Origin of the sequence: Streptomyces sp. HSW2009 (assembly GCF_040240285.1) — a bacterium.
Taxonomy (GTDB): Bacteria; Actinomycetota; Actinomycetes; order Streptomycetales; family Streptomycetaceae; genus Streptomyces.
This window is the reverse complement of record NZ_JBEHZD010000206.1, coordinates 1-12,234: the sequence shown is the minus strand read 5'-3', so window position 1 is coordinate 12,234 and position 12,234 is coordinate 1. Positions and strand designations below refer to the sequence as shown.

Sequence of the window (12,234 nt, the reverse complement as noted above, 5' to 3'; positions counted from 1 at the left end):
CGCCGCTCCCCGACCCACCGCCTCCACCCCCGACTCCCACACCCCCCGCATCCCGGCCCCCCTCCTGGCCACGATCGCCCTGACCACCGCCATCGGCATCGCCCTCTCCGGCGCCCCCCAACTCGTCCTGCACTTCGCCTCGGCAACCCTCTTCTAACGGGCCGCCTCCAGCGCGGCCCCGTCCCAGTCCGGTCACCTCGGCCCCGGTCGTCTCCGCCTCGGTCGCCTTGGCCTTGGCCGCCTCTAACCCGGTCGCCGCCGGCCTGGTCGCTGTGCGCGTGCGGGCTACTGTCCGGCGCGGGGCGCGGGGGCTGCGGGGGCTGAGTGGGGCGCGTGGGAGGTGTACGGATGGGGCAGGGCTCTAGTGGGGGAGCAGTGTGATGCACGGGTTGTATACAGGATGTGTGCGGACACCCGCCGGCTGGGCGACCGGCCGACTGCTGGTGTGCGCCTGCTCGGCAGCTTGTATACAAGCTGCTGGCAGCCGGCCCGCAGAGGTACTCGACGGGCGGCGGCGCGTGATGCGGCGTGGCAGTTGGTCGACTGTCGGTGTGCGCCTGGTCGGCAGCTTGTATACGAGCCGCTGACGCCAGTCCCCGCAAGTAAGTGACCGGCAGGCCAAGCGGCGTCTTCGCTGGTCAGATGGTCGACACCTTGTATGCGAGCTGTCGACGACCAGGTTGCAGGGGTGGCTGACGAACGGTGGTGCATGCCGGGGCGGCTGACTGGTCGACCGCTGGTGTGCGCCTGCTCGGCTGCTTGTATACGGGCTATACGCGAGCCACTGGAGGCCAGCCGTGCAGGCGGGCGGGCCGCGGGCGGGTGGCATCGCGGCCGGTCGGTTGGTTGGCTGGTCGACGCTACGGATACAAGTTGCCGACGACCGGTACTCAAGGGCGGCGCTCGGCCGGGCGGCGCATACCCCGGCGGGCGGAGGTCGACCGCTCGTGTGCGCCTGCTCGGCAGCTTGTATACAAGCCGTCCACGATCTGCTCACCTCGTGGCGGCGGCGGCGGCGGTGGCGGTGGCGGTGACGCGAGGCGGTGGTGGTGGCGGTGACGCGAGGCGGGCGGTGCCCGCCACATGGCCCGGCCGATGCTGCCGCGGGCGGCCCGACGTATCCCGACGAGGCACCAGCACCGACCACCACCGGTCTCCCGCCACACGGCCGGGCCGATGTGGATACGTGTGGCCCGACACACCCGGAGAAATACCACCACGTGCCGTCGGCCGCCTGCCGTGGCCCCCGACTACCCCGTCCGGCAGGGTTGTCCCCAGTCCCTCCGGCAGGGTTGCCTCCCAGCGCACAGCGTGGCGGCCCTCACCCCGTAAGCCGAGTCAGACCGGTCGAAGCCGATGAGTGGCCGGCCCGTACGACCGGGGCCTGTGCGCCCGCGAGAGCCAGACGCCCGCGAAGGCCATGATCACGCCACTCCTGCACCCGTCCCCGTCCCGTCATGACCTGCCCGAACGCCTCCGGGCAGCGGCATCACCACCCGCACCGAGGGCCCGCACGGGACGCCGTCCGTCGTCGGGGAACCCCCGTATGGCGGGCCCGACGGGTGCTTCGGCACAAGGGAACTAGGACCTCTCATCTGGCGTTGACCAGTGATGGAGGGTCCACTGGAAGCTGGAGAAACCGCGAAAGGGTTCCCCCTGCCGTACCACTTGGAGGGCGTACCGTGCACCGCCGGCACAATGGGCTCAAGACCGCCGTACTCCTCGGGGGACTGTCCGCCCTCATCATCGTCTTCGGCGGGATGTTCGGCCGTACTGGCTTGATCATCGCTGTCGTCGTCGCGCTCGGCACCAATGCGTACGCGTACTGGAACAGCGACAAGCTGGCGTTGCGGGCGATGCGGGCGCGGCCGGTCAGCGAGTTCGAGGCACCCGAGCTCTACCGGATGGTGCGCGAGCTCTCCACGGCCGCGCGGCAGCCGATGCCCCGGCTGTACATCTCGCCGACCGACGCGCCCAACGCCTTCGCCACCGGGCGCAACCCCCGCAACGCGGCCGTGTGCTGCACCGACGGCATCCTGCGGCTCCTCAACGAACGCGAACTGCGCGGCGTCATCGGCCACGAGCTGAGCCACGTCTACAACCGCGACATCCTCATCTCCTCCGTCGCGGGCGCGCTGGCGAGCGTGGTGATGTTCCTGGTGAACTTCGCCTGGCTGATCCCCATCGGCCGGTCCGACGATGACGACGGCCCCGGCTTCCTTGGCATGCTGCTGATCATGATCCTGGGCCCGCTGGCCGCGTCAGTGATCCAACTCGCCGTCAGCCGCTCCCGTGAGTACGAGGCGGATGCGTCGGGCGCGCAGCTCACTGGCGATCCGCTCGCCCTGGCCAATGCCCTGCGCAAGCTCGAAGCCGGTACGAAGGCGCTGCCCCTGCCGCCGGAGCCCCGGTTGGAGACGGCGAGCCACATGATGATCGCCAATCCGTTCCGGCCGGGGGCGGGCACGGCCAAGCTGTTCTCCACGCATCCGCCCATGGCAGAACGGATCAGTCGGCTGGAGAAAATGGCGGGACACTAGCCCGATGAAGACGATCCTGAACGTCATTTGGCTGGTCCTGTCCGGCTTCTGGCTGGCCTGTGCCTATGTGCTGGCCGGCCTCATCCTCTGCATCACGATCATCGGCATCCCCTTCGGCATCGCCTCCTTCCGCATCGCCCGCTTCGCACTGTGGCCCTTCGGCTACACCGCTGTGGAGCGCCGCGACGCCGGTGCCCCGTCCTGCGTCGGCAACGTCCTGTGGCTGGTGCTCGCTGGTTGGTGGCTGGCGCTGGGCCACGTCATCACCGGCGTCCTGCTCTGCCTCACGATCATCGGCATCCCGCTGGGCGTGGCCAACTTCAAGCTGATCCCCGTCTCCCTGACCCCCCTGGGCCGCGAGATCGTCCCCACCGACCAGCCCTTCGCGGCACGCTGACCGGTCCACGGGCCGGGGGAGTCGGGCGCATCGACCCCGCCGTACCTGCCGCACGCATCGCACCCACACGCCGTGCGAACCGCACCGCTCTCCCGCCCGGACCAGCCCACCGGCCTACGGCCCGCCGACCCACCGACCACCTGGCCCAAACACCACCCGGCCAGCGACACCTACCGCCGGACCGCCCACGGCCAGGCCACCACAGCCAGGCCAGCAACCGCGGGACCGCTCACCGCCGTGCCCGCCGGGCCACCAGCCAACAACAGCCAGCCACGCCGCCCACGGCCGGGCCACCAGCCAACAGCTACCAGCCACGCCGCCCGCCGCCGTTACGTGCCTACCGCAGCAGCACGTATGCCGTGGTGTCGACGCTCGGCGACCGCTGCCAACTCGGCCCACAGGCTCTCGCGCGTACTCCCGCGGGTCTTGATCGCATGGCAGTTGGGGCACAGGGCCACCATCTGCGCAGGGTGATCGCGCCCGCCCGCCGCCAGCTCCTGTACGTGGTCGACCTCCAGGATGGGCTGCCCGCGGTCTGTCACGTCCTGCGGTTGCCCGGAGCAGCGCGGGTTCTCACACCGCCCGTGGCTACGGAGCAACGCCGCCTCCCGCGCCCGCCGCGAACGCAACGGCTGCTCCGACTGCCGTGGCACTCGCTGCCCGTGCCGAGCCGGTTCGTCGTGCTCCACGAGTTGGCACAGCCGCTCGTACCGAGCAGCGATCAGCACGTCCCGCGGTATCGCGTCCTGCTCGCCGTCGGATGCGCGGGCGGACGCGGCAGGATGAGGCGGCTGACCCGGCAGGGGCGACGGGTCGGACGGGGACGAAGGGAACGCCTCATCGCCCAGCCCGACGTCGGTGAGCAGGGCGTGGAGGGCGTCGGCGGAGACGCCGTCGAAGTACGCGAGCAGGATGTGCACGCAGCGCGCGCGGTCCGGCCCCGAGTCGCGCATCGTCGCGTACACCGCGGGAGACAGCCCCGTACGCGGCTGGTGGTTTCTGAACCACTGGGCCACCATGCTGTCCCCGTGCGCGCTGGGAGCCGTGCCGGGGTGGTCGTGCATGACCCACAGGCCGGCGCTGTGTAGGTCGGCGCTGGGGTAGTCGGGGCGGGGACGCTCGCCGCGTGCTCCGTGCCGGGACAACAGCCGCCCCACCTCGCGCTCGACCGTGCTCCACGGCGTGAGCCGCGGCTCGCCGTGCCGGGCCCGCCCGATGGCCCACAACAGCAGTATCGGCTGGTAGAGGGCGGGTCCGCGGGCGGTCGACCGCATGCGCAGCTCGGCGATGGCGGCCTCGAAGGTGCCGTACTCCTGCGCCGACCGCCGCCCCGCGTCGCCCTCCCCGGACGCCTCCGTAGCCGTAGCCGTAGCCGTAGCCGTAGCCGTAGCCGTAGCCGTAGCCACAGCCACAGCCACAGCCGTAGCCGTAGCCGCAGCGGGCGCGGCCGGGGCGGTCACCGCGGCGTCGACCACCGTGAATCCCAGCCGCCGCAACACCGCGACCACCGTCGCCACTCCGCCGGAGAAGTCCTTCGGCCCGAGCGCCGACCGCCCCGGCAGATGGCCGTGCGCGGCGCCCACGACGGCCTTGGAGTCGTAGAGCCGGCCCTCGTGCGACAGCCGGAGCTGGCGTGCCGCGCCGAATCCGTACGACTGGAGGAAGGCGTCTCGCCCCAGCCGGTCGTACTCCTCGATGGCGCGCAGTACCGCTGCCCGCGTGACGTCTTGGAAGGCCATGGCACGAACCGTAAGGGAGGGCACTGACAATCGGCCCTGACCTGGTACGAAGCCATTTGCAGGGGTGCGGCGGGGCGGGTGTGCGGCCTTGGACGGGCCGCCCAAACCGGACGCCGGGCTGTCGGAGGTCGGGGCGTTGCCGACTTCCGGCAGCCCGGCGGTGGGGGCTAGCGGTAGTTCACGAACTGCAACGCGAAGTCGAGGTCCTTGCCCTTGAGGAGGGCCTGGACGGCCTGGAGGTCGTCTCGGCTCTTCGAGGAGACGCGCAGCTCATCGCCCTGGACCTGCGCCTTGACGCCCTTGGGGCCCTCGTCGCGGATGATCTTGGCGACCTTCTTCGCGTTCTCCTGCGTGATCCCCTCCTGCAACGAGGCGGTGATCTTGTACTCCTTGCCGGAGGCCTGCGGTTCGCCCGCGTCCAGCGCCTTCAGCGAGATTCCGCGCTTGACCAGCTTCGTCTCGAAGATGTCGAGCACGGCCTTCACCCGCTCCTCGGCGTTGGCCCGCATCTCGATCTTCTCGCCCGACCAGGCGATCGAGGCGTCCACGCCCTTGAAGTCGTAGCGCTGCGCGATCTCCTTGGCGGCCTGGTTGAGGGCGTTGTCGACCTCCTGCCGCTCGACCTTCGAGACGATGTCGAAACTGGAGTCGGCCATATTGAGTTGGCTCCTCGTACGTAGATCCGTCAGGGAAGCGGCCCTACGGACCGCGCTGCCAGCCTAGCTACCTCGGCCGCGCTCCAGCGGCGATCAACCCGGTGGCGGACCACCCCCCGGTATCGGGTATGGTTTACGTCGTTGCCAGGAAACCCCGAGCGAACCAAGCGGAGGGTCGAATTACTGGCGATATCCCAGGCGGTGTGCCCGAGTGGCCAATGGGAGCGGACTGTAAATCCGTCGGCTTAGCCTACCCAGGTTCGAATCCTGGCGCCGCCACGCTTTGGGAGACGGCCCTTGATCTGCGGGAACGCGGATCGGGGGCCGTTTTGTTGTGCCCGCGGCCCGGAATCCCCCCACAGCCTGACGTGCTCTGGTCGCGGGCGCCGAGTCGGTTCACCTCGGTGGTCGTGAATTCCGAGGTGTTGGTGTCGCCGTTCGCTCGTCTTGTCGCGGCGCCGCGTCGAATGGCGTGCCACGTATTTCGCCCCGGTATTTCTTCACGGGAGGTACGGGGCGGGGGTGGGGCCGGGCCCGGGGCGTCGCCCCACCGCGCGCGGGCGATGCGCCTGTTGGCGACACCACGTACGGGAGCCGGGGGGGGGGGGGGGCCCCCCCCCCCCCCCCCCCGGGCGGTTTAAAAAAATATCCGGCCCCGCCCCCGGGGGCGCCGGGGCGGGGGGGGCCGGGGGCCGCGGGGGGGGGCGGCCCCCCCCCCCCCCCCCGCGGGGCCCGGGCCCCCCCCCCCCCCCCCGCGGGGGGGGGCCCGGGGGGGGGGGGGCCCCGGGGGGGGGCCGGGGGGGGGGGGGCGGTGGGGGCGGGGGGCAGGGGGGGCCCCCCCCCCCGGCCCCGCCCCCCCCGGGCTCGCATTCGTTAACCCGCAGCCGCCGCCCGTACCGCCTCCGCGATCGGGGTCGTGCCGTCGATGAGGTCCAGGGTGCGGCCCGCGGTGTTCGGGGCGTCGAGGAGGGCTACCAGGACCGCGGCCACGTCCTGGCGGGGGACCGCGCCGCGGCCGGTCGAATCGGCCAGGGTGACCAGGCCGGTGCCGGGGTCGTCGGTGAGGCGGCCGGGGCGCAGGATCGTCCAGTCGAGCGCGGGGCGGGCGCGTACCGCGGCGTCGGCCGCGCCCTTGGCCCGCAGGTACGCGGCGAAGCCCGGGTCCGTGTCGGGCGCGGGCGCGCTGTCGGCGCCCATCGCCGAGACGACGACGAAGCGGCGTACGCCGGCGCTCTCGGCGGCGTCGGCGAACAGGACCGCGGCGCGGCGGTCCACCGTCTCCTTGCGTTCCGTGCCGCTGCCGGGGCCCGCGCCGGCGGCGAACACCGCCGCGTCCGCGCCCTCCAGGTGCTGGGCGACGTCGGCGATCGACGCGTGCTCCAGGTCGCACACGACGGGCTCGGCGCCCGCCGCCAGCAGGTCGCCCGCCTGCTCCGGTCTGCGGATGATGCCCGCCACCTCGTCCCCGCGCCCGGCGAGCAGTCGTTCCAGCCGCAACGCGATCTGACCATGTCCACCAGCGATGACAATGCGCATGCCTTGACCGTCCGCCGTGCCGACCGGTGGGCGTCCCGCCGCCGCTCCCGCTGTGTCGGGGCGCCCCCCCGGTGGTGCGGTGCTTACTCCCCGGGGAGGGGCCGGCGTCTCCCCGGGGAGTAGACGGGGACTGATCGGAGTGGGGCGGACAGCGCATCCGTCTCGCAACTGCCTCCCCGACACCCCGCAGCCCCCTCCCAAGCCCTGCAACCGGCCCCGCGACCCGCCTCCCGACGGATGCTCAGGCGGCCTCTCGGGGGAGTACCGCGCGCTCCACCGTGGGGAGGAGCGCGCCGAAATCCGGTGGGGAGCGCGGGGAAATACGCGGCGTGCGCGGACGGAATGGCCGTTATGGGGAAGCCACGGCCATGGCTCGTACGTACCATCTCTGCGTCAGATGTCTTCCGGCGAGCGGATGGCGGCGCAACGGGGCGCCGACCCGCTGGCCGGGCACATCGTGATCCATGTGCGAAGACATGTGGTCAATAGGGAGCGCGGGGAGGGCAGCCTCGGTCGCGCCGCCATGCAAGAGGAGCCTGCCATTACCGCCATCCGTAAGTCCCTGGTCGCTGTCGGCTGCACCGTGGCGCTCGCAGCCGGTTCCACCGCCTGCGGTAGCGAGGAGAACCTCTCCGCCGGGCAGCGTCTTTCGCGCGCCACCGACCAGCTCGGTGAGCGGGACTCGATCTCCGTACAGATGTCCATCGACGCGGCGCCCAAGCACCTCCAGGTGCTGGCCGACGACAAGGACGACCCGATGCCGCTGGAGGCGGCCGAGTTCCTGTCGAAGGCGCAGGTGACGTTCTCCACGAAGTCCAAGAAGCCGCTGGAGTCCTCGTCCGAGGCGGATGTGACGGCCAGCCAGCTCAAGATATCCGGGCCGGGCGGGGACGTCGCCGAGTACCGGCTCGTGGGCAATACGGCCTATTACCGGATGAACCTGGCGCAGTTCGCCAAGCTCTCCGGCGAGCCCGCGCCCTCCGTCGACGAGTTGAAGGGGCAGCTCCCGGAGGGCTTCGAGGCCGCCGAGGCGATCCTGGCCGGCAAGTGGATCAAGATCGACATGGCCGACATCGAGGCGCTCAAGCGCGACATGGGCGAGTTCGCCGACGAGGAGTCCGGCTCCGACAAGCCCAGCAGCGACCCCACGCTCAGCGCGGAGACCAGCAAGAAGCTGGTGGCCTCGCTGAAGAACGCGTTCGCCGGGCAGGTCGTCACCGAGAAGGCCGGGAGCAAGGACGGCGCGGACCTCGTGCGCGCCACCGCGTCGGTGCAGCCGCTGGTGACGGCGCTGGTCAACGCGGTGCGCCCGATCGCCAAGGAGCTGCCGGGCGGGGCGAAGGAACTCCCCACCGCGAAGGACATCAAGGAGCTCCCGAACAACAAGGTCACCGTCGACTTCGCGCTCAAGAAGGGCGAGCTCAGCGGCGCCACGGTGGACCTGGTGCAGTTGGACGAGAAGCTGAAGGCGAAGCTGGCGGCCAAGGGCGGCGACAAGCTGCCGTTGCAGTTGGCGTTCGAGGAGCCCACCGACATCGGCGCCCCGGCCGGCGCCACGAAGGTCGACGTCAACGACCTGATGATGGGTCTCGGTTCGCTCTTCTCCGACGGCTTCGGCAGGGACGCGCTGGACGGCGGCCCCGACGCGTCCGACAGCCTCTTCGGCGACGAGGCCGACGCCAGCGACGTGGGCTTGAGCCTCGGCTCCAACGGCTGACCGGGACCGGTCCGGGACCGGTCCACGACCGTCTGCTGACCGGTCTGCGTTCCCTCGCCGACCGGTCAGCGACCACTTTCCGACCGCTCGCGACCACTTCCGCCTGGCGGCACCCCGGCCCGTTCCTCAGCAGCTAGTTCGGCTAGTCAGCGCCAGCGGATCAGCCGACCCGCTCTCCCGTCGGCTAGGGCTACGACCGGAGCGGGCCGGCCGGCGCGTACGGAACAAGGCCCCGTGGGAGTAGGGAGCAATCCCATGGGCGTACGGCCCACGGGAATAGGGCGCAGGCCCCACGGGCGTACGGCCCCAAGGGCATGAGGAGCAGACGCCCCGGGCGTACGGCCCCACCGGCGTGCGCCCAGAGCACTCCGGAGCCGAGCACCCCCGGCGGGGCAGCAGGCTGCTCAATCAAGCGCGCGGCGGCTGGCGCCCTTCGCCCTGGTCGGGGCGGGTCTGGCGGGGCAGGTCGAGCGCGACGACCGCCGCCGAGTCGCAGTACTCGCGGACCGCGCTGGTGCGCGCCACCACGCGGCCCCGGTGCACCACCACCCGGCTGTAGGCGAGCGAGAGCGCGCCGGCCACGCTCTCCCCGCGTACGGCCAGCAATTCCGCGGGAAACCCCGCCTCCACCCGAACGGCCGGCAGCCCCATGGCGGCCCGGGCCCGGTCGCTGATCGCCCCGTACGCCTCCTGCGGCGTCAGGCCCTCCCGGGAGGCGAGCAGGAACGCGGCCTCCAGCGGATCGCCGCGGCCCACCGGGTTCGCGGTGTCGCGGAGCGTGCCGCTGCCTGCGGCGACCCGTACGCCCGCGGCGCGCAGCAGGCGTACCGGAGCGCACGGCGAGACGGGCGAGCGCCGCTCTTCCAGCGCCCCGCACTCCGCCTGTGGCAGACAACACACCGTGATGTCGGCGGCGGCCAACTGGTCGGCCGCGCGCAGGGCGAGCTGGCGCGGCAACTGCGTGAGCCCGCCGCACGGGCCGAGCGTGACCCCGGGCCGCAGCCCGCCGGCCATCGCCGCGAACCGGGCGAGCAGCGCCGGGTCGTCGCCGTCCAGGTGCAGGTCGACGGGGAGGCCGTGTTCGGCGGCGAGCCCGAGTACGGCCTCGACGTGGCCGGTCGGATCGGGGTCCAGATCGGGGCAGCCACCGACGACGGAGGCGCCCATCTTCACCGCGTCCCGCAGCATCGCGAGCCCGTCGGCGCCGGCGATCCCGGTCAGCGTGCGCGGCATGGCGACCGCGAAGACGTCGATCAGACCGTTCAGCGCCCGGCGCGCGTGCAGCACGGCTTCCAGCGGGGTGAGCCCTGTCACGTCGCCGATCTGTACGTGGGTGCGGAGCGCGGTCGCGCCGTGGCCGAGTTGCAGCAGCGCGGCCTCGGTCGTACGGCGCTGGATGTCGTCGGGGGCGTACGCGGCGGGGCCGTCGGCCTCCGCGGTGAGGGCCGTGTTCGCGTGGCCGTGCGGCTCGGCGGGGGCCGGCAGCAGCAGATAGCCGCTGAGGTCCACGCGGGTGCCGGGGGCGAGGCTGCCCGCGGTGCCCACCGCGTCGACGCGACCGCCACTGAGCCGCACGTCGACGGTGCGCCCGTCCGCGAGCCTGGCGCCGCTGAGCAGCAGCGCGGACGCGTCGGACGTGGTGCCATCGGGTCTGGGGGGCTGCGGCTGGCTATCGGGCATCGCGCTCCTGAAGTGGCGAGAAGTGCGGCCGGGGAGGGGGCCGTGACCTGCGGTGTTCTTCGGCCGGCCGGTTGTGGGGCGGGCGGCTTCCGAAGGGGTGGGGGTGGAGGGTCCAGGGGGCGGTTCCGGGTGACGGCCCGGGGGGGGGCCGGACGGGCGACGGGGCGTGCGCGGGCGCGCAAAGGCGCGCTGCGCCAAGATCACTCGGCGCGCTTCGAGCCTAGGGCGCGGTCGGTACGGCTTCGAGGAGGAGCCGAATAGTCGTACCGGTGTGGTGCCGGAGGACGCGCGCCCGGTGGTCACGGGGCGACCCGTCTGGCGAGGCGATACGGATTTCACGATCGGCGGCAGAGCGTGTAATGTCTTCATCGCTCGCCCCAATAGCTCAGTCGGCAGAGCGTCTCCATGGTAAGGAGAAGGTCTACGGTTCGATTCCGTATTGGGGCTCTGATGTGTGAGGTTACCTATCTGGTTCGCCAGGTAGGTGCCCCTCGCATCACAGCGGTGTAGCTCAGTCGGTAGAGCAAGCGGCTCATAATCGCTGTGTCACCGGTTCAAGTCCGGTCACCGCTACTGACAGTAGCCGATTGTGGGGTCGGTCCTTCGATCGGCTACTCTTTTATGCGTTCATCCACCCGCCCCCTCGGACCGATCCCTTGGGGCGGCCCCACGTTCAAGGAGCACTCACGTGGCTGCCACCGACGTCCGCCCGAAGATCACGCTGGCCTGCGTGGAGTGCAAGGAGCGGAACTACATCACCAAGAAGAACCGGCGTAACAACCCGGACCGTCTTGAGATGAAGAAGCACTGCCCGCGCTGCAACTCGCACACCGCGCACCGCGAGACGCGATAATTTCAGGCTCGTTCACGAGGCCGCTCCCAGCCTGGGGGCGGCCTCGTGGCGTTTTTCCGCAAGATCACGACCGTCTAGGAGGTGCGAGCGATGCCGCTCGACGAGAGCTACATCGGGCGGACCTATCCGCCCACCGAACCGTATGAAGTGGGCCGCGAGAAGATCCGTGAGTTCGCCGAGGCGATCGGGGAGACCAACGGGATCTACACCGACCCCGAGGTGGCCCGGGCCCACGGATACCGGGACGTGGTCGCGCCGCCGACTTTTGTGTTCTCCCTCTCCTACCGTGCCGCGAATCAGGTCACGCACGATCCACAGCTCGGCCTGGACTACAACCGTGTGGTCCACGGCGATCAGGGCTTCAGTTATGTCCGTCCGGTCCTGGCGGGGGACTGGCTATCGGTCACTTCCACCATTGAGTCGGTCCGAACCATGGCGGGTAACGACATCCTCGTCGTGCGCGGAGACGTGCACGATAAGGGAGGCGAACTCGTGGTGACCGCGCGCACGATGCTCGTGGCCCGTGGCGCTGACGGGAAGTGAGACAGATGACAGCGAAGATTGCGTACGACGACGTCGAGGTCGGCACCGAACTGCCCGCCCAGTCCTTTCCGGTGACCCGCGAGACCCTGGTGCGGTACGCGGGCGCCTCCGGCGACTTCAATCCGATCCACTGGAATGAGAAGTTCGCCAAGGAGGTCGGACTGCCGGATGTGATTGCACACGGCATGTTCACCATGGCGGTGGCCATTCGCGTGGTGACCGACTGGGTGGGTGACCCGGCGGCGATCGCCGAGTACGGAGTGCGCTTCACCAAGCCCGTCGTCGTACCGAACGACGAGAAGGGCGCCCTGATCGAGGTGAGCGCCAAGGTCAGCGCCAAGCTCGACGACGAGGCCCGTACGGTGCGCGTCGACCTCACCGCGGTCAGCAACGAGCTCAAGGTGCTCGGCCGCTCCCGCGCCGTGGTGCGGCTGGCCTGAGTCGGCCGCAGGCCGGGCCCCCCCCCCCCCGGCCCCCGGCCGCCCCCCCCGCCCCCCCGCCCGGGCCCGCCCCCCCCCCGGGATTCCCGGGCCCGGGCCCCCCCGCGGGGGGGCGGGGGGGGTGGGGGGGGGG

General features: G+C 71.5%; 10 protein-coding genes and 3 tRNA genes. 9 read left to right on the top strand and 4 right to left on the bottom strand.

Translation table 11 applies throughout. The annotated features are described in order from the left end of the window. Positions 1–1,682 precede the first annotated feature (1,682 nt). A complete protein-coding gene (gene htpX, locus AAHZ94_RS17025; RefSeq protein ID WP_349993751.1) occupies positions 1,683–2,540 on the top strand; it encodes a zinc metalloprotease HtpX in 858 nt (285 codons plus the stop codon). 4 nt (positions 2,541–2,544) lie between these two features. After that, positions 2,545–2,937, top strand: coding sequence for a YccF domain-containing protein (locus AAHZ94_RS17020; RefSeq protein ID WP_349993750.1), 393 nt, complete (start codon positions 2,545–2,547; stop codon positions 2,935–2,937). Between the two features lie 329 nt (positions 2,938–3,266). Here the strand turns inward: AAHZ94_RS17020 and AAHZ94_RS17015 are convergent, their stop codons facing one another. Next, on the bottom strand, positions 3,267–4,676 hold the full coding sequence (locus AAHZ94_RS17015) for a phosphorothioated DNA-binding restriction endonuclease family protein (RefSeq protein WP_349993749.1): 1,410 nt from the start codon (positions 4,674–4,676) through the stop codon (positions 3,267–3,269). Between the two features lie 167 nt (positions 4,677–4,843). After that, on the bottom strand, positions 4,844–5,332 hold the full coding sequence (locus tag AAHZ94_RS17010; RefSeq protein WP_349993747.1) for a YajQ family cyclic di-GMP-binding protein: 489 nt from the start codon (positions 5,330–5,332) through the stop codon (positions 4,844–4,846). Positions 5,333–5,529: 197 nt separating this feature from the next. Between AAHZ94_RS17010 and AAHZ94_RS17005 the strand changes: the two genes are divergently transcribed. Next, positions 5,530–5,611: transfer RNA gene (locus tag AAHZ94_RS17005), tRNA-Tyr, on the top strand. 594 nt (positions 5,612–6,205) lie between these two features. Here the strand turns inward: AAHZ94_RS17005 and AAHZ94_RS17000 are convergent. Beyond that, the gene (locus tag AAHZ94_RS17000) at positions 6,206–6,868 is read right to left on the bottom strand and encodes an SDR family oxidoreductase (protein ID WP_349993746.1); all 663 of its coding nucleotides are present in this window, start codon (positions 6,866–6,868) and stop codon (positions 6,206–6,208) included. 397 nt (positions 6,869–7,265) lie between these two features. Here AAHZ94_RS17000 and AAHZ94_RS16995 point away from each other — a divergent pair, with 397 nt between their 5' ends. Beyond that, positions 7,266–8,585, top strand: a complete 1,320-nt coding sequence (locus AAHZ94_RS16995; protein ID WP_349993745.1) for a hypothetical protein — start codon at positions 7,266–7,268, stop codon at positions 8,583–8,585. 408 nt (positions 8,586–8,993) lie between these two features. On the opposite strand, the gene AAHZ94_RS16990 is transcribed toward AAHZ94_RS16995, so the two are convergent. Beyond that, positions 8,994–10,265 carry an amidohydrolase family protein gene (locus tag AAHZ94_RS16990; RefSeq protein WP_349993743.1) on the bottom strand — a complete coding sequence of 424 codons (1,272 nt, stop codon included), beginning with the start codon at positions 10,263–10,265 and terminating at the stop codon, positions 8,994–8,996. A gap of 374 nt (positions 10,266–10,639) precedes the next feature. Here AAHZ94_RS16990 and AAHZ94_RS16985 point away from each other — a divergent pair. The 5 genes from AAHZ94_RS16985 (at position 10,640) to AAHZ94_RS16965 (ending at position 12,101) form a co-directional block, all read left to right on the top strand. Further along, positions 10,640–10,712 (top strand) — tRNA-Thr (locus AAHZ94_RS16985). Between the two features lie 53 nt (positions 10,713–10,765). Next, positions 10,766–10,838, top strand: a tRNA-Met gene (locus AAHZ94_RS16980). Between the two features lie 115 nt (positions 10,839–10,953). Beyond that, positions 10,954–11,118: a 50S ribosomal protein L33 gene (gene rpmG, locus AAHZ94_RS16975; protein ID WP_003956487.1), complete on the top strand. Its 165-nt coding sequence runs from the start codon at positions 10,954–10,956 to the stop codon at positions 11,116–11,118. A gap of 90 nt (positions 11,119–11,208) precedes the next feature. Beyond that, the gene (locus AAHZ94_RS16970; protein WP_349993742.1) at positions 11,209–11,661 is read left to right on the top strand and encodes an FAS1-like dehydratase domain-containing protein; all 453 of its coding nucleotides are present in this window, start codon (positions 11,209–11,211) and stop codon (positions 11,659–11,661) included. Between the two features lie 5 nt (positions 11,662–11,666). Next, positions 11,667–12,101 carry a MaoC family dehydratase gene (locus tag AAHZ94_RS16965; RefSeq protein WP_349993741.1) on the top strand — a complete coding sequence of 145 codons (435 nt, stop codon included), beginning with the start codon at positions 11,667–11,669 and terminating at the stop codon, positions 12,099–12,101. Positions 12,102–12,234: the final 133 nt, after the last annotated feature.